Here is a 22,308-nt window from a genome sequence, read left to right as displayed (position 1 = left end):
CGCGGTCGACCGCGCGCTCGGCCGCGTCGGGACCGAACAGGCGGGCGGCGTCCGTCGCTACGGCTTTCCACGATCGGACCTTAACGTGACGCTTGACGCGTTGCCGTGAAGCCCGCCTTGGCGCTGGGCTCCTGGGCGGCGTTCCAGCCGATGGGTGATCAGGTGATGGTCATGGGCGACCTGGTTCTCACTCATGCGGAAGTGAACCCGGTGATGAGCCGACTGTTGGCGAGCGGGTTCACGATCACGGCGCTCCACAACCACCTGCTCCGTTCCGCGCCGGCGACGATGTATATGCACATCGGCGGCCATGGCGACCCGGTGAAGCTCGCGACCGCGCTTCGCGAAGCGCTCGCCGCCAGCCGAACCCCTCTCGCGGCCCCGTCCAGGGACTCGCAGCCACCTTCGGCCGGCGCGGGCTCGTCATCACCGATCGCGCTCGACACCGCGGCGCTCGACCAGGTGATGGGGATCAAGGGCAAGCCGAACGGCGGTGTATATCAGTTCAGCTTTCCGCGCGCCGAGAAGCTGACCGACGGCGGGATGCCCGCGCCCGCCTCGATGGGGACGGCGACCGCGATCAACTTCCAGCCGACCGGCTCCGGGCGGGCGGCGATCACGGGTGATTTTGTGCTGACCGCGGCCGAGGTCGACCCGGTGCTCAAGGCGTTGCGCACCAACGGGATCGAGGTGACCGCGCTCCACAATCACATGCTTGATGACCAGCCGCGGCTGTTCTTTATGCACTTCTGGGCGATCGATGACGCGGCGAAGCTTGCGCGCGGACTCCGGGCGGCGCTGGACAAGACCAACGTCGCACGGCCCGGCGCGAGTTGAGCACATGCATGAACAAGAACGAAAATCAGGAGGTGGACCAATGCGAAAGTCAGTCGGCGCGGCTCTGACCGCGATCACGGTGGCGTGTCTTGCTGCGCCGTTGTCGGCGTCCCTCGCGCAGGCCGGGATCAGCACGAACCCTGCTCCTGTCGAAACCAGGGATTATCTCGGTGCCATGCACGCGCTGAGTAGGTACGAGGTCGATGCGAGCCGGCTCGTGCTGACCAGATCCCAATCCCCAAGCTTCACGCTTGTTTGCGCAAACGATGGTCGACCATCACACCCGTATGATGGCGGAGCACGCCAGCGTACTGAGCATGCCCGCCGCCACCGATTCCGGAAGCGCGCTGGTCGGGCCTCTGTCTCAGATGCTGGACACGCTAGAGAACACGCCCCGCGCCGAATTCGACGCGGCGTACAAGCGGGGACAGATCGCGGCGCACGAGGAAGCGTTGAAGGTCCATAACGCCTACGCGACGAAGGGTAGTAACGCGGCGGTGCGGGAGAAGGCTAAAGCGGGCGGGCTCGTGACCCGGAAGCACCTCGATAAAGCGCGGAAGCTGCCCGGAGCCTGAAACAGTTTCGGCCGGCACGCGAGCGCAACTATCCAGTTGGTGAGTCGCTCCGATCGAGAATGATCATATGACCGTCAGGCAGTTGTACGTAGCGATCTTTGCTCGAGCAGCTTCTCACCATCGGAGCGGATCTGACCATCGGGCGTGACATGCCGGTAGAGCGTCTGACGCGTGACGCCGAGCTCGACGCACAGCTCACCCACCTTAGTTTCCGGTTTCCCCATCGCGGCCTGGGCGAGCCGCAATTTGGCGGGCGTCATCTTGAACGGTCGCCCGCCATGTCTGCCGCGGGCGCGTGCCGAGGCAAGGCCCGCTTTGGTGCGTTCGACGATCAGTTCGCGCTCGAATTCGGCGAGTCCGGCGAAGATCGCGAAGATCAGCCGACCATTGGCGGTGGTGGTGTCGATCGACGCGCCTTCCCCCGCCAGCACTTTCAGGCCAACGCCGCGCTTGGTTAGATCGCCGACCGTATTGACTAGGTGGCGCAGGTCGCGCCCGAGCCGGTCGAGTTTCCAGATGACGAGCGTATCGCCTGAGCGGAGCGCCTTGAGCGCGCCCGCTAAACCGGGGCGATCGTCGCGCCGCCCCGAGGCCGTATCCTCGTAGATGTGGTCGGGATCGACCCCGGCGCCGATCAGCGCGTCGCGCTGCAGATCGTGGACCTGGCTGCCGTCCGTTTTCGAGACCCGTGCATAGCCGATGAGCGTTGTCACATATTCGTCCGTCTGCGTGACGGAGCTGCATTGCCCGTCGATCGATCGCCATGATGTCACATAACCCGTCTTGTGGTCTATGCTCCGTGACCAGGGCTGCTTGCCTGTTGCGTGACGAACAGGAAGCCGATGCCGTCCAGGACCATATTGTCGCCCGCGCAACGTAGCGCGATCTTCGATCCCCCTGCCGATCGGGCAACGATCGAACGGCTCTATACGCTCGGCCCCGATGACCTCGGACAGGTGGCGCGGCGCCGGCGCGGGCCGAACCGGCTCGGCTATGCGGTGCAGCTCTGCTACCTGTATCATCCGGGACGGAGCCTGCTGCCGGGTGAGGCGGTGCCTGCGGCTATGCTGTCGCTGCTCGCCGACCAGATCGGTTGCCGAACCGACGACTTCGCCGACTATTCTGCGCGCGCGACGACGCTGCGCGAGCATCGCGCCGAGATCGAAGCTCAACTTGGTCTGCGCGCCTTCGACCGGATCGACGTGCGATCGGTGCTGGCGCTGGGATCGGAGATCGCCACCTCGACCGATCGGGGCGAGGCAATCGTCGCCGGCATGGTCGATCGCCTGCGGCTCGACCGGATCGTGCTACCGGCGGCATCGACGCTGGAACGGCTCGCGCTCATCGTCCGGGCGCAGGCACGCAAGGCGGCGCATGCCGGGCTGATCCGCGACTGCTCGACCGACCAAATAGCGGCGCTCGAACGCCTGATCGTATCCGATGACAATGGTCGCACCCGGCTTGGTTGGATACGCGAGTGGCCGGAAGCACCATCGGCGTCGAACCTGAAAGGCATCGTCGAGCGGCTCGACACGGTGCGCGGCATCGGGATCGTAGCCGACCGGGCGCGACGCATCCATGCCGCCCGCTACGCCGTCATCGCACGGACGGCCGGCATCGTCACCGCGCAGCACCTGCGCCGCCTCGAACGTCCGCGCCGGCTCGCGATGCTGGTCGCCTCCATGATCGAGATGGAGGCGGCGTTGACCGATGCCGCCTTGGTCATGGTCGAGAAGATGGTGGGGGCGCTGTTTCGCCGCGCCGATCGCACACGCTCCGACCGGCTGCTCGGGCAGGCACGGATGCTGAAAGATACCGCCCGCTTCCATGCGCGGCTCGGTCGCCTGCTGATCGAAGCCCGTGCGACCGGACGCGACGCCTTCCACGCGATCGACGACCGGGTGGGCTGGGATCAGCTCGAACGCAGCATCCGCTTCGCCGAGGATCTCACCCGCTCAGCCGACGACGGTCTGGAGGAAGTGATCGAACGCTATCCCGCCCTGCGGCGGTTCGTCCCGACGTTCCTCGCTGCCTTTACTTTCCGCACCGCGAGGTCGGGCGATCCGCTACTCGGCGCGATCGAGGCGCTGCGAACGATGTACCGTGACGGCCGCTCGGTCCTGCCGAAGCGATTGCGACCAGCTTCATCAAGCCTCGCTGGCGCAAGGTCGTACAGCCAACCGAAGGGACGATCGATCGCCGCGCCTATGAGATCGCAGTGATTGTCCACCTGCGCGAACGGCTCGGCTCCGGCAGCATCTGGGTGGACGGCAGTCGCGCCTATCGCACGCTGGACGATTACCTGCTGCCGACCCCTGCGTTCGACACGATGCGAGCCGACGACACCCTGCGCCTAGCCGTACCGTCCGCTTTCGGCGAATGGTATGAGGAGCGCCGCACTCTGCTGACCCGGCGCATGACCGAGGTGGAACGCGCGGCTGCGACGGGTGAACTGATCGATGTGACGATCGAGCGCGGGCAGTTGCTGATTTCACCGATCCGACGAACGCCGTCCGACGATGCCGAGGCGCTGAAGGCCCGGCTCTACGCGATGCTGCCGCGTGTGCGGATTACCGATCTGTTGGTCGAGGTCGCCGCATGGTCGGGTTTCGCCGACCGTTTCGTCCATGCACGCAGCGGCGATCCGGCCTCCGACCAGTCCGCTCTGATGGGTGCTGTCCTCGCTGATGCGACCAATCTCGGGCTGGGCAGGATGGCGGAAAGCTCGCGCGGGTTGACGCTGTCCCGCCTGCGCTGGACGGCGGAATGGCATGTCCGCGATGAAACCTATCTGTCGGCGCTGGCGGCGATCGTCGACTGCCATACCGCGCATCCGCTCGCCCAGGTCTGGGGACCGGGGGACACATCGTCGTCGGACGGGCAGTTCTTCCGCGCCGGCGGTCAGGGCGAGGCCCGCGCCGATCGCAACGCCCGTTATGGCACTGATCCCGGCGTGCTGTTCTACACCCATGTCACCGACCGCTTCACGCCGTTCCACACCAAGGTCATCGCCGCTAATGCCGGCGAAGCCGCGCATGTCCTCGACGGCCTGCTCGACCATGAAAGCGAGTTGGTAATTCGCGAACATGCGACCGATACCGCCGGAGCGGTCGATCATGTCTTCGGCCTGTGCCACTTGCTCGGCTTCCGCTTCGCACCGCGTATTCGCGACCTCAACGAACGCCGCCTGTATAGCCTGTCGTCGCTCGATCCCTGGCCGACGCTGCGTCAACTTGTCGCCGGCCCGGTCAACGTCCGCGCGATCGAAGAGGATTGGGACGAGACGCTTCGCCTCGCCGCCTCGATCCGCGCCGGCACCGTCAGCGCCTCGGTCATGCTGCGCAAGCTGGCGGGTTTTCCGCGTCAAAATCCGGTTGCCCGTGCGCTGCGCGAAATCGGGCGGATCGAGCGTACCTTGTTCATGCTCGACTGGTTCGACGATCCCGAGCAGCGGCGTCGTACCGGCAGCATCCTCAACAAGGGTGAGGCCCGCAACGCGCTCGCCCGCGCCATCTTCTTCAACCGCCTCGGCGAGTTGCGCGACCGCACATTCGAGAACCAGCGCCATCGTGCCTCCGGCCTTACCCTGCTAACCGCGGCCGTCACGCTCTGGAACACCGTCTATCTCGACCGCGCCGTCCGGCATTTGCGCGCCAGCGGTGTCGAGGTGCTGGACGAACTGCTTGCCCATGTCGCGCCACTGGGTTGGGAGCACATCGGCCTCACCGGCGACTATCTGTGGAGCGAGATGGACAAGCCCCGCGAGCGGTTCAGGCCGCTCCGCCTCCATCAGAACAGTCGGGATGCTTAGACCCGATGACTGCGGGAACCTTTGCGGCTCAAATCTGAGATGTTGACGGTGGAGTAGTCAGCAACGGAGGCGAGTCATGTCGAATGTGGCGAAGTATATCGGGCTGGATGTGCACAAGGCGACCATCGCGGTCGCGGTTGCGGAAGGCGGGCCCGGAGGCGAGGTCCGCTTCGTCGGTACCGTAGCCAACGATGACGATGAGGTCAGGAAGCTGGTCAAACGACTGGCAACACCAGGCGCGACGCTGAGCTTCTGCTACGAGGCAGGGCCTTGCGGCTACGGGTTGCAACGGTTGCTGATCAAGCTCGGGCAGCCGTGTATCGTGATCGCACCGTCGATGATGCCGAGACGGCCCGGCGACCATGTGAAGACGGACCGGCGAGACGCGATGACGTTGGCGCGCCTGTTGCGGGCGGGGGAACTGACGGCGATCTGGGTGCCGGATGAGGCACATGAGGCGGTGCGCGATCTAATCCGCGCGCGACGCAGTGCCCAGGAAGATGCGACTGCAGCCAAACAGACTGTCCGTAGCTTCCTCCTTCGGCATGATCGTCGTTTTGAAGGACGGTCTGCATGGACGAAAATGTATTGGCGCTGGCTATCGGAACAGCGCTTTGATTATCCGCATCAACAACTGGCGTTTGAGGAGCTTCAGAAGCGGGTGCTGGAAGCGCAGGCCCGCGTCGTCCGTCTCGAGTCCGCGCTCGGCGAGGCGGTAGCGTCGTGGCATTTCGCCCCATTGGTGCGCGGACTTCAGGCCTTGCGCGGCATCAAACTGGTCAGCGCTGCCACGCTGGTGGCCGAGGTCGGCGACCTTACCCGCTTTGATAATCCCAAGCAGCTGATGGCATATGTCGGCCTCGTGCCCTCCGAGCACTCCAGTGGCGCGCGTACCCATCGCGGTCGCATCACCCGTGCTGGGAATGCGCAGGCACGCACCACGCTCGTCGAGGCAGGCTGGTCGTACCGGCTGCCGGCGCGCGAGGAGCGGCGCTACCGGGAACGCGTCGCCGATCTGCCGGAGGAGGTTCAAGCTATCGGCTGGAAAGCCCAGGTGCGACTGTGTCAGCGTTTCCGTCGATTGTCGGCGACAGGTAAGCCGCAACCGAAGGTGACGACCGCGATCGCGCGCGACTGGTCGCTATGCCTGGGATATCGCACGCCGGATGGCGCCTGCGATGGCCAACTAATTTCGCCTGTGGCGACATAAGAGGAGGCGCCAGCGCATCAGCTGCATAGCCTTGGCCGGCGTGCCGCGGGCACCCGACTGTGATGGGCAATCCACGGTGTACGGTGGGGCAGGTTCGTCCGATGCCCGAGCTTAGACGGAGGATAGGCCCAGCGACGGATACGGGTAGTGCGGTGACCAATCCGCGGATGAGAGCTTGATCAATCGTCGTCGATCAGGAGTCCGCGGCACACCCGCCAAGGTTCAAACAGTCGCTGGCGTTGACGTCAGCGGAGGAGTAAACTCGGCCAACATCTCAGATGGCAGTCATGAGAGCGTACGTTTTCGAACATCCTCTCACCGGTCCCCTAGCTTCCTCCTTCGGCATGATCGTCGTTTTGAAGGACGGTCTGCATGGACGAAAATGTATTGGCGCTGGCTATCGGAACAGCGCTTTGATTATCCGCATCAACAACTGGCGTTTGAGGAGCTTCAGAAGCGGGTGCTGGAAGCGCAGGCCCGCGTCGTCCGTCTCGAGTCCGCGCTCGGCGAGGCGGTAGCGTCGTGGCATTTCGCCCCATTGGTGCGCGGACTTCAGCCTTGCGCGGCATCAAACTGGTCAGCGCTGCCACGCTGGTGGCCGAGGTCGGCGACCTTACCCGCTTTGATAATCCCAAGCAGCTGATGGCATATGTCGGCCTCGTGCCCTCCGAGCACTCCAGTGGCGCGCGTACCCATCGCGGTCGCATCACCCGTGCTGGGAATGCGCAGGCACGCACCACGCTCGTCGAGGCAGGCTGGTCGTACCGGCTGCCGGCGCGCGAGGAGCGGCGCTACCGGGAACGCGTCGCCGATCTGCCGGAGGAGGTTCAAGCTATCGGCTGGAAGCCAGGTGCGACTGTGTCAGCGTTTCCGTCGATTGTCGGCGACAGGTAAGCCGCAACCGAAGGTGACGACCGCGATCGCGCGCGAACTGGTCGGCTATGCCTGGGATATCGCACGCCGGATGGCGCCTGCGATGGCCAACTAATTTCGCCTGTGGCGACAATAAGAGGAGGCGCCAGCGCATCAGCTGCATAGCCTTGGCCGGCGTGCCGCGGGCACCCGACTGTGATGGGCAATCCACGGTGTACGGTGGGGCAGGTTCGTCCGATGCCCGAGCTTAGACGGAGGATAGGCCCAGCGACGGATACGGGTAGTGCGGTGACCAATCCGCGGATGAGAGCTTGATCAATCGTCGTCGATCAGGAGTCCGCGGCACACCCGCCAAGGTTCAAACAGTCGCTGGCGTTGACGTCAGCGGAGGAGTAAACTCGGCCAACATCTCAGATGGCAGTCATGAGAGCGTACGATTTTGACCAACCTCTCACCGGACCCCTGGAAGCGATACAGCCGTGTAATCGTAGAGAGGAATCTTCCGCATCTTTTCCCGTTTACGCGCGAGTTTTTCGGGAACCGGTACATCCGTTAATTTGACATTGCTCCGACTTAGAGCGGTACAAAGCTGCGTCATCATAATCTGCTCATCGAGCAGATTGCCAAGCATGACGGACGCGATTTCATTGTTGCTCATCCCCTCCTCTCGCATACCGTGTAAAACGACCGGCCGGAGTGGCACTAGTGAAGATCTGATAGCCAGTTTAGAGAGTTTTCGCCCCTCGGCATTTGCTTCGGCCAGCATCTCGCGCGATGCTGGAGTATTGTAGCCCGTATGACTGTTATAGACCTGCTGGTTATATGGAACGTAAGAGCCGCAAGCACTAACTTCCCACATTTTTGAACTCATCGACGTAATATATTGCTATAACAAGAACACCGTTAGAGTCTGGAGCTGGTGGCTCGGCTCCCTCAAAATCACGCAATACCTCGTCCGAAGACATTTCGACGTAAAGGCCAATCCGCCTCGACGAAACATCTTTGGTAGCGGCTAGCCGCTGTTCGGGGCGGGGGTGGAAACGGTGCCTCAATCAATGTGACGGGGTAAGGAAGCTTAATGAGGTCAGCGTGTTGTTGATTGAAGTTCGTAAGATCGAGCAACTCACCACGATCCGGAAGGATAAATTTTGCCGCGCTGACTAAATGGTCGAGTGTCCAAGCGACTAGAGGCTCGTCAATCTTGAAGTGATCTAACTGCTTTTGAATGTCTTCAATTGCATGGGTTGCGTAATTTAGCCGGTCAGTCATGGCTCTATCCAATTAGCTCCGCCCGCCGGATCGCCAAATCGATCCGAGGACGAGAAGGGAGCTTAGGCTCACGCCGCGTCTAAGCGCCTCTGCGGGCAGCCGGTCTTTGACGAACCACACATAGGCGATCAATGCGGGGATGCCGACCACAAGGGCAATGATGTCATACCAAGCCATGATGCTACGTCCTCCGTCTTTCGTATATATAGTGACGCTCTGTTGTTGCCCCCTAAAGGCCTGACAGAGCCTCGCAGGTTTTCGCGATGAACTCGCGTGGGGATCGATAGCGCAAAGCACGGTGCGGATGCACCTCGTTATAATGGGCGAACCAGCCGGGCAGTTGGTCGATGACGCTCTGCGCATTCGGCTTGGGGTTCACGCGGACATAATCGCGCTTGAAGATGCGAGCAAACGCCTCAGCCATGCCATTCGATTGAGGACTGCTGACCGGGGTCGTGCGCCGGATCAACCCGATGTCTCGGGCGAAGGCGCGTGTGTTGCGAGCGGTGTAGCAGCTGCCGTTGTCGGTAAGCCACCGTCCATCCCGTGGCAACGAGGTCGAGCGCAACAGCAGTTTTTTGGGCCTGCGGCCCGGGACACGGCCTCGCGGAGCAGCTCGTTCTCCATGGCCTTCTTGCCAAGCAGCCGGTGTAGTTCGCGCACCTGCGCCTCGAGCGCACGGTACTCGGACGCCGGCACTACTTCCTCGCCAGCTGCCGCGGCGGTCAGCGCACCCTGCGCCATCAGGCGCCGCCAGATGAAGATCTGATTGCCACCAATGCCGTGCCGGCGGGCGACGAGCGACACGCTCATCCCCGGCAGATACGTCTCCTCGACGATCCGGACCTTTTCCTCCGGTGTCCACCGCCTCCGGCGCTGAACACCGGAGAGGACCTCGCCACCATTGTAACGCCTATCCCCACTAGCGGGTAGACGTGGACGTCGAGTGACTACCGGGTTGTTGCAAAGCTCCTGACTTTCTGCGGACGGGTATGTCAGCGCTGATGCGACGCTGGGGTGGAGTGACTTGGTGGACCCCAGTCTGCTTTCGGGCGGCGGGGCATAACAACCGCGATCAATGCCACCGGCTGGCCTACCTTACGAGCGCCACGCCAATGCGAAGGCGAGTTGTGCGGCGGTTATAGTCGAGCAGATTTTCACCATAGCCGATAAAGGTCTGGCCGAAGAGGTAGAAGTCTGGAGCACCCCTGAGAATGCGGCGCAGTGGGTAGGACAGGTCCGCTGCGATCGATCCCTTACCGCTGCCGAAGTTGAAACGGCTCGACGTGGATAGGCGCAGCCCGTCCCCCTCGCCGATCTCCGCGAACAGTCCGGTATTGCCACGATAACGACGAATATCCGGGTTGCCTGACAGATCGCCGACGTAGAACCATGCCCGCGGTGCTACCGTCAGTCGAGTGTCGCCGCCCAGCGAGAACGCTGCCATTGGTGCCACGTAGAATGTATTGACGCTGCGCGATTGGTCGCCTTCGCGTCCATTCGATTCGTGCCGCAGGCCAGCCTGCGCGCTTACCGTCGTCTTGTCCGACAACGCTTTGGCAGGCGTAATGTAGAACACCTCAGGCTGGAAATCGATGTTGCGGAAAGGTGAGGAATCAGCACTCAGATCCCAGAACATCCGTTGGGTGTAGGCAAAGTAAAACCCGTCTTCCGACGCTCGGCCGCCCTCACGTGCCTGGCTGCCGAACAACTGATACTTGAAGCTGATTTGTATGCGCGCTTCGCTGTTAGTGCCAGGGCCGTAGGCGGCGTAAATTGGCTCGTATGCGCTCAGGTTCTCGAGGAAGGCGTTGCCTATGGCGCGGTCAGTAGGCGGCGGGGTTGCCGGATCTGCAGCGGCAACCTGGGCACCGGTCTGCTGCGTCGGAGCCGATGGCGCAGGGGGGGCTGCGGCGAACGTGACCATCTGTCCGCCCCAAGCGGGCACCGAAAGCAAAGCATCGTTCTGAGCCTTTTCGCCCTTAAATTGGTAGCGCGCAATGGCGAAGCTTCCCGGGGGGATGGAAACTATCGCAGAGGTTGCCTTATCGCGCCGCAATGTGACTGCCCGCTCGGCACCTGAAGCACCGTGCGTCACAATCTGTGCTTCCACTGTCTCGGGCAAGGTTGCCTCGGTTACCTTCGAGCCGGTGTTGAGCAGGCGGACGTCAAGCTGTACTTCGCCATCCGAGTCAGTTTTGACATGACCGATCAATGTCTCGACCGCGCTCTGAGCCGTCGCAACAGCGGGCAGTCCAGTGGCTAAAATAGCCGCCGGAATAAACGTCAGCAATCTTTGCATACGAGCAACTGCTCTCCAGTGTGAACCAGAGCCCCGATAGGAGGGACAAGCTTCGCTGTATACGCGGCCAGCCCTCGCTCGGAAGATCAGGGTCAGCTTCTGCGGGCAGCGTCACGGTACCTATCGGCGCCATGCCGGTGCGCATCCAGCTTGCGAAACGGAAAAGCGGAAGCAATCAGGCCGGTCCTCTTAAGGTACATCCAAGCTCAACCTGCCGGAGTTGGTAAATGGGAGTGGCGGGCAGAGCGCGGGGGCTGGTTGCGCAAGTGAGCACGCGGTACATATGGCCATGCTCAGAACCCTTGCCGCCGCCTTCATCATGCTTCCGTCCGCTGCCCTCGCTGCGGACCTGGCGCTTGCGCCTGGCAAATGGGACGTCACGTCCACTACGGTAGAAATGTCCGTGCCAGGGGTGCCTGGCTTCATAGCGCGCATCATGACGGGTAAGTCGAAAACGGAGCACAAACGCCTATCGGCGGGGCAGGGGGTGGAGGCGCTCATCGCGCCCGATCCGAAGGCGCGGTGCCGTGTCGACGTCCAGCACGTTGCCGATGGCAAATACGAGCAGGTGCTTACCTGTCCGCAGAAGCGTGGCGAGCCCGTGCACGTCACTCGGTCGGGCACCTATGACAAGACGGGCTTCGTGGGTCGGGCAACGGTGACCGGGACAACATCCAAGGGGCCGATGCGCATCGTGCTCAGCCAGCGCGCCGTCCGCGTCGGCGGCTAACCACGTCACAGGCTGAAGCACATGCTGGAAATCGAACAGGTATCGCATACCTATTCGGACGGGACTCCCGCGCTTGATGGGGTGACGTTGTCCATTGACCGCGGGCGGGCTGTTGGGAATGCTTGGCCTCAATGGGGCGGGTAAATTGTCACTGATGCGGGTCGCGGCCATTCTGCAATCTCCATCTAGGGGGCGGTTGCACTTCGACGGGATAGACATGTTTACGTAGCCTCGGATGCTGCGGCGTCGGCTGGGCAGGATCGTGTCCCACCGCGTGATGTAGCTTCAGCGGCATAGCCGCTTTGATCTCCGGGCGGGCCGGGTCGATCACGCCGCCATGGACAACAACGTGACCGTGATATCATCGCTCAATTGTGTCACGCTTTCCAGCGTCGTGTAGCGGCCTCGCTGGACTGCCCACTCGTCGTTTTGTTCGAGCAACAAGGCGCCAACGAGGCGTGTGATGGCATCCTCGTTGGGGAAGATGCCGACGACATTGGTGCGCCGCTTGATCTCGCCGTTGAGGCGTTCGAGCGGATTGGTCGAATGCAGCTTGGTGCGATGCTGCGGCGGGAACGACATGTAGCGAGCACGTCCTCCTCTGCCGTATCCATCAGCTTCGCGAGTTTAGGCACGCTGGGTCTCAGTTGGTCGGCGACCTTGCGCCACTGCCACTTGGCCGCCTCGGGGGTCTCCTGAGCATAGGCCGTGGCGATGAAAGCCGAGACGACGCGGCGACCGTTTTTGCCGGCATGGGCTGTGGCGTTGCGCGCGAAGTGGACGCGGCACCGTTGCCACGTTGCGCTGAACACTCGCGATACGGCTGCTTTGATGCCCTCATGGGCATCCGAGATGATGAGCTTCATGCCGCGTAAGCCCCGCCGCGCGAGGCTGCGCAGGAAGTCCGTCCAAAGCGTCTCGGCCTCTGACGCATCGATCGCCATGCCGAGCACCTCGCGCCGGCCGTCGCCGTTCACGCCGACCGCGATGGTGACCGCGACCGAGAGGATCCGACCGGCTTGGCGGACCTTCAGCTACGTCGCGTCGACTCACACGTATGGCCAGTCGCCTTCGATAGGGCCCCTGTTCTCTAATTGCGGGCAAGTGGGATTCTCAACAATCGCGCTTGAGCGGTTCAACGTTCCTGCCGGTGTCACGGTTCTCTTCGAGGTAGACCATGAAGGCCGCCTCATCATGCTGTCAGACGTCGTGGGTCCCAAGGTGCATTTCGGGGTCTTGCCCCAACAGAGGCCACGGGATCACCACGAGCTTCGTCCCGGCAGGGACATCTTTCCGCCGCGGGCGGAACTGGTCGTGGGGGAGAAGGCTCAGCCAGCTACGGCTTCCTCCTTGCCCCACCGAAAATCGGTGCCGGTGACAAGCATCTTGTGCATCATCACACCCATTTTTCGGGCCACCGCGGCACGAGCGCGGTTCATGCCGATGCGCCGCGCTAGTTTTACGCCCCACGCCTTCAGCCCGGTCCAGCGTTTGACGCGCGTCATGAGCACGTTGGCCGCCTCGAACAAGTAGGAGCGCACGAGGGTATCACCCGTGCGCGAGATCGAGCCGGTCACGTCCTTTTCTCCCGATTGGTAGCGCCTGGGCGTAAGACCGAGATATGCGCCGACGCTCTTGGATTTTGCAAAGCGTCCCGGCTCATCCACCATCGATGCGAAGGCGAGCGCAACGATTGGCCCTACGCCGGGAACGGTCATCAGGCGCCGCGTCGTCTCGTCGCGTGCCGCTCGGCGCCGCAACAGCCCATCGTATGCCCGGATCTGTTCGGTGATGGCGCGCCAGGCGGCGATCAGCGGCGCGACCATCGCTGCGAGGCCGGTCTGTGCTCCGATCGCTTCCTCGGCAGCGCTAGCGAACGTCTGCCGGTGCCCGACCGCGACAAATACGCCAACGTTCTTGAGCAAGCCGCGGATCGTCGTCGTCAGATGAATCCGCGTGCTGACGAGTTGCGCTCGAGCTCCGAGCACGCCACGCACCAGATGACTGTCGAGCGATTCACCTTCACCTCTCGATACCAGCCTGTTCGTACGAGCTGGGCCAACCCGAGCGCGTCATTCTCATCAGTCTTGTTCACCTGGACGCTCAGCCCCGCTTTGGCATGGCGCGCGTCCAGACAGATCAGCGGAAGCCCGAGGTCTTTCAATGCATGCCAGAGCCAGGTCGAGAGCGGCCCGTTTCGAAACCAATCCGCTTGGCGTCGGGGGCACGCGATAAGATCACATCGGCAATGGCCGTCGGATCGGTCTTCACCTTTCCGCGCCACATCTGTCGACCTTCCTCGTCGACTACGCTGACGGCGGTATCCTTTTGCGAAACATCGAGGCCAACAAACTGCGTCACGGCTATGCTCCTCCATTGGTAAGACGATGGCCGAGTTCTGCCTGTCAGATCACCGATGGCAACGGCCGGCCCGCAATTATGGCAGGTGCATTATTCGGACACAGACTCACGGTAGATCGAGATCAACTTTTTTTATCGGCCAGAGACCTAATCTCTGACCTCGTGGTGCGCACACGTCGTGCTACAAGCGGTCAGTAACCCTCCTACAGCCTTTCACACATGAAGAAGGGGCTGCTTGGCAAAACCAAGCGGCCCCTGGAAGATCAATTATTTAAAAGTTGGTCTTTACGCCTGCGTACAGGAAACGCCCTGTGTTGGAGAAGATGGCACCGCCATCGCTGGTACCAAGTAGGCCCAGCGGGGGGAGGCGATCAAACGCGTTATCAACACCGACATAGAAATTGAACTTTTCATCAACGTCATATCCAACGCGGAAATCATGATACCAGACATCCGGGTAGAAGCTTGGATCCGAGTAATCCGCATCGTATGCCGGGCCCTGCTTGCTGTCGTGAGTAGCTTCCCAGTCCGTAACGCTTTGCTTACCGATGTAGCGGACCTGATAGCCCAGGGTCAGACCACTCAACTTTACGTTAGCGGACGCATTGAAGCTATAGATCGGATCACCCAATTCGCCGCGAATCCGCTCTGGAAGATCCGGCGTGTCTAGATAGGGGAAATCGCTGCGGTTCTTCACGTAGTTACCAATAAACCGCAGCGAAGCCGAGTTCTTTTCGCTAAACTTGTATTGATAGTTTGCGTCCAAGTCGATGCCCTTGGCACGAAGCGCTGAGAAGTTTACTGACGATACAAGCAATGCAGGACTAGCAAAAAAGCCATTCGACTGACGTGGGTTAACCAAGCTGCAATACTGGTTGTCAAGTGAAGCGGAGTCGAAGCAACTGTCCACTGTCTGCTGGCCAGAAATTGACGAAATAACACTCTTGACTTTGATGTCATAGTAGTCGGCGGTAATGGTGAAGCCCGGAAAGAAGCGTGGTTGCAGAACAACACCGTATGTATAGCTGTCAGATTTCTCTTCACTCAGATTGGCGTTGCCTCCTGAGAGGATCGCCAGGTTTGAAGAGCGCGCAGCCGAATTCTCGAACGTAGTAGGGTCAAGACCTAGAGCGCGGCAATTTGCCTGCCGGTTCGCCCCGTTGCCCGGACCGTTGGTGCTATAATTGCGGTCACAGGGATCATTGATAAAGGCAAAGTTTTGTGAAGGCGAAGAATACAGATCGCTAAGTGTTGGGGCACGCACCGCACGCGAGTAACTTGCACGCAATCTGATATCACGGATCGGGGCCCAGACGACGCCTGCATTGTAAGAGTATACGGTTCCCGTAGAACCCTTAAAATCTGAAACTCGCCCGGCACCGCTGAACGTGAGTTCCTCGATTGCAAAAACATCTTTGATCAAGGGGACATTGATTTCCCCAAAGGCCTCCTTCACTTCAAAGGCCGGCGGATTGAATGGGGCAATTGCGTTGAGGAAGGTTTGACCGGATGAAACCAACTCGTCGAACGACGAGCTAGCCGTCTCACGACGGTATTCGCCGCCAAGCGAGAAGCTTACAGGGCCACCGGGAAGCTCGAAAAGCTGGGACGAGTCGCCTTTGATGAAGCCGTTGACGACGTACTCCTCCGCCCTACCCTTATAGTTGGTATTCGTCATGAAGTAGCTGAGAGCTTGTGGCGTCAAAGTCGCATTGTTCGCCCCCAGCAAGCTGATGGGGATACAGTTCGCGTCGTCGTTCGTCGCTGATGTATCAGCATTGATACGGCAGACGGCCTGGCCCGCACCATTGCGCACGGCGTCAGCCGCGTTACGGAAACGCGCCTCGATGCGGTTGTTCTTCGACAGAAGCTTATTATCGAAGCGGCCATAGTTGAACGACACGTCGTAGTGCCAATCACCGTTGAAATCGCCTTCGACCCCGGCGACAATGCGATAAGTCTGCCGCGTGGCGAGCTCACCACGCGATCCAAAGTCGAGGTTGTTGCGCGACAATCTAAAGAATGACGGATTTGGATTTGCGGCGGACACTAAGGTCGATCGAATAAGTGCTGCATCGGCAGGATTTAGGAACGCGTTATCGAAGAAGATCGGAACGCCCGCGGAGTTGCTCGCGTAGGCTGGGTTCGTCGAGCTACCATTTTGAGCGAAGGTCGGCGAACTCTCCTGAACCGACTCCACTCGGACGTACTTCGCCTCAATGTATGGCTTGAATCCATCGGACACGTCGTAATGCGCCAGGACGTTTGCAGAATACCGCTGCAACCCCGGCTGCAACACACCATAGTTGCTCAGGGTGGAGCCGCCAGTTGCGCCTACGGCGTTGCCAGAACCGAACGGTCGGAAGTCGGTCGTACCGTAGTTCGCTTCTTCCAGCCGCCCGCCATCGTTAAACCGGAAGACGCGAGGAAAACCGTTCGCGCGGCAGGCCAGCGGATTTCGCGTCGCGACGGAACCGTTGGAAACGCATGATGTGGACGTAGCCGCGTTGTAGGGGATGAACGTGCCCCCTTCGCTTAGCCCGAGGCTGTAGACACCTCCGTTAAAGAACGTGCGATCAGGGACGTCGTCGTTGTTAACCGGCGACGAGCCGTTGAATTGTCGACGACCGGTGTACGCGCCTGTGAATCCGGGCCGATCAAGGTAGCTCAAAGTGTTCGTTTTTGCGTATTCAAGCGCGACTGCGACGTTGCCGCGACCGTCGGAGAAGTTTTTCCCGAACGTACCAGCGGCAAAATACGATCCGCGATCGCCGCGGTCAGTCACCCCGCCTTGCGCGCGGAGCGAGATGCCCTCGTAGTTACGCTTCAGAACGAAGTTCACGACGCCAGCAATCGCGTCCGAACCGTAGACTGCGGACGTGCCACCGGTCACGGTATCGACACGCTCCACCAGATCGACCGGAATAGTGTTTGTATCGACAGTAAAGTCGCCTTCCGACGAAGTGATATGGCGCTTGCCATTTACAAGAACGAGAGTTCGGCTTGTCCCTAGGCCGCGCAGATCCAGAACGTTAAGACCGGTGGTGCCGATAAAACGGGTCGAATTTGCCTGGCTGAAGGTGGAGCGCAGCGACGGAAGATCATTGAGTGCGTCGCCGATCGAAAGATTGCCGCGAGAAAGCAGCTGATCAGCGGAAAGCGACGTGATCGGGGAGGCCGATTCAAGCGCGGGTCGAGCGATACGGCTACCCGTGACCACAATGGTTTCGCCGGTACCGATATCATCGGCCGGAGTACCGTTGTTGTTGGTCTGAGTGACCGTTCCAACCTGCGTTGCGTCGCCTGTCGACGGCACATCCTGCGCCATTGACACAGACGGTATGACAACCCCGGCCGCGAGCGCGCTGGCAGCTAAAAGCCGTATTTTCATCATTGGAAACCCCCTGATCGTAGCTGCGCGACTAACGCGCTAGAGGACGATATCTGAAGCGTTGCGAGTTAATGACACAATCGTTAATCGGCGGTACATAAATCTACTACGTCCCTTTTTGCCGTAATGTTGCAAAAATGCTACATTTTCCTATTGGATAATTGGCTCAAATCTCGGATTGTGAAACTCTCACACGACCTGAGGGATTGAGAGCAGTTTCATGGAAGACCAAGTTTCTGCACAATCTTCTGCTCCGGATGTACGGCGGAGTGGTAATTCTGCCAAGATCATTGTGGCTTCTACGGATAGATCGTTCGTACAGAGCCTCGTGAATGGAGTTTCTCGTACTGGTATTTTATGCCATACCGCACCATCAATTAGTCAACTGATCTCCAGCATAGATGAACATCACTACGAATTTATAATAGCAGACGCATATTTGACTGATGGTAATGTGAACACTGCTCTTTCAACATTGGGAAAAGCCAATGGTTTTCCTTGCATTGCGGTGAGGCACGATTGCGGGGATGAGGTTGATCGGATTGTATCTTTGGAGATGGGTGCCGATATCTGCATCTCGACAGATTGTAACATACGTGAAATCATAGCAATTATCCGCGCGGCTATTCGACGGAAGGCAAAGTTAGAAAATATTATTTGTAATGATTCTCAGCCAAAGCATGAAACATCTCATCGATCTAGATTTAAGTTTTACGACTTTATATTAGACTACGGAAGCCGTGAGTTGGTGCACTTTAATAATGCTATACCGGTTACCAATAGTGAATACGCTATTCTATTTGAACTCTTACGAGATCCAGAGCAAGTAGTGCGTCGTGACAAGCTTAGAACGGCGCTAAGTATAAATGATTCGACAAATGATCGATCGATTGACGTTTTTATAAGCCGCCTCAGGAGGAAGCTTGGTGGTTTCGATCAGCGTAAAGTAATTAATACTGTGCGAGGTTTAGGGTATAGAATGGCTGCTAAAGTTTCGTGTTCTCAAGTGAATTAGTTTATATTACTCTCAAACTGCTTACTGCGGTTCGCCGAGTACGATCTGCAACGGCGCCGCTCACCGTTTTTAACCCCCCGTTCCGTTCGGCGTCGCCTACGCCGAATTGGCCTCCATACTTCGCCGATGGGCGGCCACGATGCGCGAAACGGTGGGTTCGCTAACGCCGTAAAGGCGGGCCATTTCGGCCCCTGATTTACGACCGGAGACAACGGACTCGGCAATCTCGCGACGCTGCTTGTCGGCAAGCTTGCGTCGACGCCCGCCAATCCGTCCCTCTGCACGGGCTTGGGCAAGGCCAGCGCTGGTGCGCTCGCGGATCATCGCCCGCTCGAACTCGGCGAAGCTGCCAACCATCTGCATCATCATGCGCCCCGCAGCTGTGGTGGTGTCGATCGCTTCGGTTAACGAACGGAAGCCCGCGCCTGCAATTTCGACCCGCTCCATGATGTGCAACATGTCCTTCAAGCTGCGCGACAATCGGTCCAGTTTCCAGACGACCACCACGTCGCCGTCCCGCAACTGCCCAATCATCTCCAGGAGCTTAGGCCGATCCCATCGACCACCGCTGGCGGTCTCCTCGAATACCCGCTTGCATCCTGCCGCATCGAGAGCGCGACGTTGTGCCGCATTCGATTGGTAATCGCCCTTCGACACGCGGGCATAGCCGATCAGATAGGGTTCGCGTGTCATCCTGCGTCTTTCACAAACGGCCGTATCCGGAGGCAGAAACAGGAGTGACGGGTTTACGCCGCCTTCCGCCTTTCACAATCCTCTTTCATTAAGTGAGCAAAAGGCAAGAGGTTTTGGAGGATCAAACATGCCCGCACGCATTCCAATGACCGAGCGGCAGCGCGCCGCACTGCTGGCGCTGCCCGATACCGAGACGATGGTGGGCGACATCATGGCCTCGACGCAGAAGACCTGGCCGCGATCGGTATCGCACGCACTCCAGCGACCCGGCTGAGCTATGCCCTGCAACTCTGCTGCCTGCGCTATCTGGACGGCATCTGCGCCGGCGAGCTGTTTCCTGCGATCATGCTTGACCATATCGCCGACCAGGTTGGCGTTGATTCGGGTGTCATCGCGGACTTCGCACGGCGCCGACCCGCTACGATCAGTTTGCCGCCATCAAGGCACGGTTTGGTTTTGCCGATCTAAGCCAGCCGGTTCGCACTTCGATGATGGCGTGGCTACACCTCGAAACTTTTCACTACATCACGCATTATGCCGGCATCGTTCCAAGGACACGTGGTTATGAAGTCGCTGGTACCTTTGTTATTTGCCCTTACGCCCCTCGCGGTACTGATAGGTGCCTGCCTCACGTGCCCATAATCGCCGGCATTTGATCGAGCCGCAGCACAATATCCTCGGCTGTCATCGCGTTCGCAACGTGCTGTTTGTAAGGGAAGATTGCGGCGAGAGGGTCGTAGTGGACAGTCGTGATCGCATCTGAGCTATGAGACTAGGCCACGTGGACAAAGGTTGACGCGCGTCTGATCGGTTGATTCAAGGCTGTCTTTTGGAGGCGGCATTGGGCGAGCGGATTGGGGTTTCGGATGATGAGTGGGCTCTGATAGGGCCCCTGCTGCCGTCGGAGCGAGGACGTGGCTGCCGACCCGCGGGAGACAACCGGCCCTATTTCGAAGGCATGGTGTGGATGGCGCGGACAGGCGCGCAATGGCGGCATTTGCCGGATGAATATGGCAAGTGGAACAGCGTGTTCCGGCGGTATCGTCGCTGGGTCGTGACGGGCGTGTTCGAGGCCATGCTGGAGACCCTGGCCGCTGTCGTCGAGCGGGATGTCAGCGCCGACATGATCGACAGCACCGTAGTCCGGGCGCACCACTGCGCCGTCGGGCTAAAAAAGGGATCAAGAATTCGAAGGGCTCGGCCGCTCGCGAGGCGGTTTCACAACCAAGCTGCACGCCCGCTGTGATGGTCAGGGGCGACCGCTATGTTTCGTCCTGACGCCGGGCCAGGCCCACGACGTGAAGGGCTTCGGGCCCTTGTTCGGGATGCTGGCTGACCGGATTGAGGCCCTGCTTGCCGATAAGGGCTATGACGCCGATGCCATCCGCCAGGAACTCGCCAAGGCGGATGTCGAGGCGGTCATTCCAACCAAAAGTAACCGCCGCATGCCGATCCCGCATGATCGCGAGAAATACCGTTGGCGCAATCTCGTCGAGCGCTTGTTCAGCAAGCTCAAGAACTGGCGCCGTGTCGCAACGCGTTATGACAAGACAGCAGAGTCATATCTCGGCTTCGTCGCGCTCGCATCAGTTACGCTGTGGCTGCCCTTTGTCCACGTGGCCTAGAATGATGTCACCCATCAGGTTGCCGCGCAGTTCAAGCTGACAGCCGGATCTTACAATCACGTCGCCCGAGACGTTGCCGCGTAGAACGGTATCTGTCTCGATGGTAAGAGGCCCTTCCATATTGCCTCGGAGCGTCTGCATAATGGGGACCTCGCGCTCGTGTGCTACCCATATGTAGCACCACTCTGCCTCAAAGATGCAAGACGCGATTTGTTTCCCGGTTAACCGACTGACGTCTGAAGCGTCCCGGATTTCCTGGAGGCTCCCACTTGTGAGTAGGAGCATCGAGAATGAGCAAGACGACAAACAAGTTTTCGCCTGAGGTCCGCGAGCGGGCTGTTCGGATGGTGAGCGAGCACCGGGCGGATCACCGTTCGGAATGGGATGCGCTGGTGTCGATCGCGGGCAAGATCGGCTGCACGGCGGAGACGCTGCGGCGTTGGTGCCGCGACGATGCTGGCCGGCGTGCGGGGCCAGCAGCGCTGGCAGATGATGACCGTGCCAGATTGAAGCTGCTCGAGCGAGAAGTGAAGGAGCTCCGCCGGGCCAACGAGATCCTCAGGAAGGCGTCGGCATATTTTGCGATGGCGGAGCTCGACCGCCCCGGGCGATGAAGATGGCGTTCATCGACGCGCATCGGGAGGAGTTGGGAATCGAGCCGATCTGCCAGGAACTGGCGGTCGCCCCCTCCTCGTATCATCAACATGCGGCCCGGCGGGCAGATCCGGGCAAACGTTCCGCTCGCGCCCGGCATGACGACGAGCTGAAAGAGCATATCCGGCGTGTCCACGAGGACAGCTTTGGCCTGTACGGTTCGCGCAAGGTATGGCGGCAGCTGCTGCGCGATGGCGTCACCATCGCAAAATGCACGGTCGAGCGGCTGATGAAGGTGATGGGGCTGGCCGGTGTCCGGCGTGGCAAATCCTGCGTCACCACGGTTTCGGATCGCAAGGTCGTATGCCCGCTCGACAAGGTCAATCGGGAATTCAAGGTCCAGCGTCCGAATGCCTTGTGGGTCGTGGACTTTACCTACGTCCACACCTGGGCGGGGTTCGTCTACGTGGCGTTCGTCATCGATGCTTTCGCCCGCCGGATCGTCGGCTGGAAAGTCAGCAGCAGTGCTACCGCCGGCTTCGTGCTGGATGCGCTCGAGCAGGCCATCCATGCCCGTCGTCCTACCGCCGACGATCGTCTCATCCACCACTCGGACAGAGGCTCGCAATACCTCGCCATGAGCTACACCCAGCGCCTGGCGGAGGCAAAGCTGGTGCCGTCGGTCGGCAGCGTCGGAGATTCGTACGACAATGCCCTCGCCGAGACGATCAACGGCCTGTTCAAGGCTGAGGTCATCTGGCGCCAGCGCTCCTGGCCAAGCCTCGCCGCTGTCGAAATGGCGACGTTGCGGTGGGTGGACTGGTTCAACAACCAACGCCTCTTCGGCCCGATCGGCTACGTCACGCCCAGCGAGGCCGAAGCTGAATACTATGCCGCGCAATTGGAAACCGCTATCGCGGCATGACTCAAACCAAACTGCCTCCGGGAAATCCGGGACGCTTCAAAGGGTGTGAAATGGAAAACCGTCAGAGCCTCAATCCAGTTAACTCGCGGTGTCCGTG

15 protein-coding genes, 5 pseudogenes and 1 other annotated feature are annotated in these 22,308 nt (G+C 60.4%); of the genes and pseudogenes, 10 read left to right on the top strand and 10 right to left on the bottom strand.

Going from position 1 to position 22,308, the window contains the following annotated elements:
- Nucleotides 1-105 precede the first annotated feature (105 nt).
- Together NI18_RS02680 and NI18_RS02675 are read left to right on the top strand one after the other, a co-directional pair.
- The gene (locus NI18_RS02680) at nucleotides 106-837 is read left to right on the top strand and encodes a DUF1259 domain-containing protein (protein ID WP_306286197.1); all 732 of its coding nucleotides are present in this window, start codon (nucleotides 106-108) and stop codon (nucleotides 835-837) included.
- 251 nt (nucleotides 838-1,088) lie between these two features.
- Nucleotides 1,089-1,412 (top strand): DUF4142 domain-containing protein, encoded by a 324-nt coding sequence (locus NI18_RS02675; RefSeq protein ID WP_157840475.1) that lies wholly within the window; start codon nucleotides 1,089-1,091, stop codon nucleotides 1,410-1,412.
- A 74-nt stretch (nucleotides 1,413-1,486) separates the two neighbouring features.
- Here the strand turns inward: NI18_RS02675 and NI18_RS02670 are convergent, their stop codons facing one another.
- Entirely contained in the window at nucleotides 1,487-2,125 is a 639-nt protein-coding gene (locus NI18_RS02670; RefSeq protein WP_037527897.1) for a recombinase family protein, read from the bottom strand.
- 129 nt (nucleotides 2,126-2,254) lie between these two features.
- Between NI18_RS02670 and NI18_RS27760 the strand changes: the two are divergent.
- The 3 genes and pseudogenes from NI18_RS27760 to NI18_RS26330 all read left to right on the top strand — a co-directional run bounded on the left by NI18_RS27760 (nucleotide 2,255) and on the right by NI18_RS26330 (nucleotide 7,327).
- Nucleotides 2,255-5,223, top strand: a pseudogene (locus NI18_RS27760) (Tn3 family transposase).
- 76 nt (nucleotides 5,224-5,299) lie between these two features.
- Nucleotides 5,300-6,413: pseudogene (locus NI18_RS02660) on the top strand (IS110 family transposase).
- Between the two features lie 542 nt (nucleotides 6,414-6,955).
- On the top strand, nucleotides 6,956-7,327 hold the full coding sequence (locus NI18_RS26330; RefSeq protein ID WP_306286195.1) for an IS110 family transposase: 372 nt from the start codon (nucleotides 6,956-6,958) through the stop codon (nucleotides 7,325-7,327).
- Nucleotides 7,328-7,757: 430 nt separating this feature from the next.
- Here NI18_RS26330 and NI18_RS02650 read toward each other — a convergent pair whose 3' ends face one another.
- The 4 genes and pseudogenes from NI18_RS02650 to NI18_RS02635 all read right to left on the bottom strand — a co-directional run bounded on the left by NI18_RS02650 (nucleotide 7,758) and on the right by NI18_RS02635 (nucleotide 10,877).
- Nucleotides 7,758-7,964 carry a hypothetical protein gene (locus tag NI18_RS02650; protein WP_128082045.1) on the bottom strand — a complete coding sequence of 69 codons (207 nt, stop codon included), beginning with the start codon at nucleotides 7,962-7,964 and terminating at the stop codon, nucleotides 7,758-7,760.
- 281 nt (nucleotides 7,965-8,245) lie between these two features.
- Complete coding sequence (locus NI18_RS24070; protein WP_128082044.1) at nucleotides 8,246-8,575, bottom strand: hypothetical protein; 330 nt, start codon at nucleotides 8,573-8,575, stop codon at nucleotides 8,246-8,248.
- 229 nt (nucleotides 8,576-8,804) lie between these two features.
- Nucleotides 8,805-9,415 (bottom strand): annotated as a pseudogene (locus tag NI18_RS22915) (integrase core domain-containing protein).
- A 253-nt stretch (nucleotides 9,416-9,668) separates the two neighbouring features.
- Nucleotides 9,669-10,877, bottom strand: coding sequence for a phospholipase A (locus tag NI18_RS02635; protein ID WP_037527817.1), 1,209 nt, complete (start codon nucleotides 10,875-10,877; stop codon nucleotides 9,669-9,671).
- Nucleotides 10,878-11,160: 283 nt separating this feature from the next.
- Between NI18_RS02635 and NI18_RS02630 the strand changes: the two genes are divergently transcribed.
- Nucleotides 11,161-11,607 carry a DUF3617 family protein gene (locus tag NI18_RS02630; RefSeq protein ID WP_037527815.1) on the top strand — a complete coding sequence of 149 codons (447 nt, stop codon included), beginning with the start codon at nucleotides 11,161-11,163 and terminating at the stop codon, nucleotides 11,605-11,607.
- A 327-nt stretch (nucleotides 11,608-11,934) separates the two neighbouring features.
- On the opposite strand, the pseudogene NI18_RS02625 reads toward NI18_RS02630, so the two are convergent.
- The 4 genes and pseudogenes from NI18_RS02625 to NI18_RS02615 all read right to left on the bottom strand — a co-directional run.
- Nucleotides 11,935-12,686, bottom strand: a pseudogene (locus NI18_RS02625) (IS256 family transposase); the annotation flags it as partial.
- 249 nt (nucleotides 12,687-12,935) lie between these two features.
- Entirely contained in the window at nucleotides 12,936-13,604 is a 669-nt protein-coding gene (locus NI18_RS25465; protein ID WP_198526926.1) for an IS110 family transposase, read from the bottom strand.
- A 163-nt stretch (nucleotides 13,605-13,767) separates the two neighbouring features.
- Nucleotides 13,768-13,968: a hypothetical protein gene (locus NI18_RS25460; protein WP_198526925.1), complete on the bottom strand. Its 201-nt coding sequence runs from the start codon at nucleotides 13,966-13,968 to the stop codon at nucleotides 13,768-13,770.
- Between the two features lie 271 nt (nucleotides 13,969-14,239).
- Nucleotides 14,240-17,362: a TonB-dependent receptor gene (locus tag NI18_RS02615; protein ID WP_052148939.1), complete on the bottom strand. Its 3,123-nt coding sequence runs from the start codon at nucleotides 17,360-17,362 to the stop codon at nucleotides 14,240-14,242.
- 217 nt (nucleotides 17,363-17,579) lie between these two features.
- Here NI18_RS02615 and NI18_RS22905 point away from each other — a divergent pair, with 217 nt between their 5' ends.
- Complete coding sequence (locus NI18_RS22905; protein ID WP_084214977.1) at nucleotides 17,580-18,374, top strand: winged helix-turn-helix domain-containing protein; 795 nt, start codon at nucleotides 17,580-17,582, stop codon at nucleotides 18,372-18,374.
- A 96-nt stretch (nucleotides 18,375-18,470) separates the two neighbouring features.
- Here the strand turns inward: NI18_RS22905 and NI18_RS02610 are convergent, their stop codons facing one another.
- Nucleotides 18,471-19,067, bottom strand: coding sequence for a recombinase family protein (locus tag NI18_RS02610; protein ID WP_037527812.1), 597 nt, complete (start codon nucleotides 19,065-19,067; stop codon nucleotides 18,471-18,473).
- Nucleotides 19,068-19,212: 145 nt separating this feature from the next.
- Between NI18_RS02610 and NI18_RS27755 the strand changes: the two are divergent.
- The 3 genes and pseudogenes from NI18_RS27755 to NI18_RS02585 form a co-directional block, all read left to right on the top strand.
- Nucleotides 19,213-19,570, top strand: a pseudogene (locus tag NI18_RS27755) (DUF4158 domain-containing protein); the annotation flags it as partial.
- A gap of 350 nt (nucleotides 19,571-19,920) precedes the next feature.
- Nucleotides 19,921-20,692, top strand: a protein-coding gene (locus tag NI18_RS24065; RefSeq protein WP_306286201.1) for an IS5 family transposase whose coding sequence is annotated in 2 segments (ribosomal slippage) — nucleotides 19,921-20,253 and nucleotides 20,255-20,692 — 771 coding nt in all. Because the reading frame shifts where the segments join, the coding sequence is not laid out codon by codon here.
- Between the two features lie 290 nt (nucleotides 20,693-20,982).
- Nucleotides 20,983-22,211 (top strand): IS3 family transposase gene (locus NI18_RS02585; RefSeq protein ID WP_128082025.1). Its coding sequence is split into 2 segments (ribosomal slippage): nucleotides 20,983-21,271 and nucleotides 21,271-22,211, totalling 1,230 coding nucleotides; the frame shifts between segments, so codons are not numbered across the junction.
- Nucleotides 21,264-21,380 (top strand) — a sequence feature (AL1L pseudoknot). Its footprint overlaps the gene before it by 117 nt.
- Nucleotides 22,212-22,308: the final 97 nt, after the last annotated feature.

The organism is Sphingomonas sp. Ant20, from assembly GCF_000783375.1.
GTDB lineage: Bacteria > Pseudomonadota > Alphaproteobacteria > Sphingomonadales > Sphingomonadaceae > Sphingomonas > Sphingomonas aerolata.
Note: the sequence above shows the minus strand (reverse complement) of the source record. Positions and strands in the feature narration are given on the sequence as shown.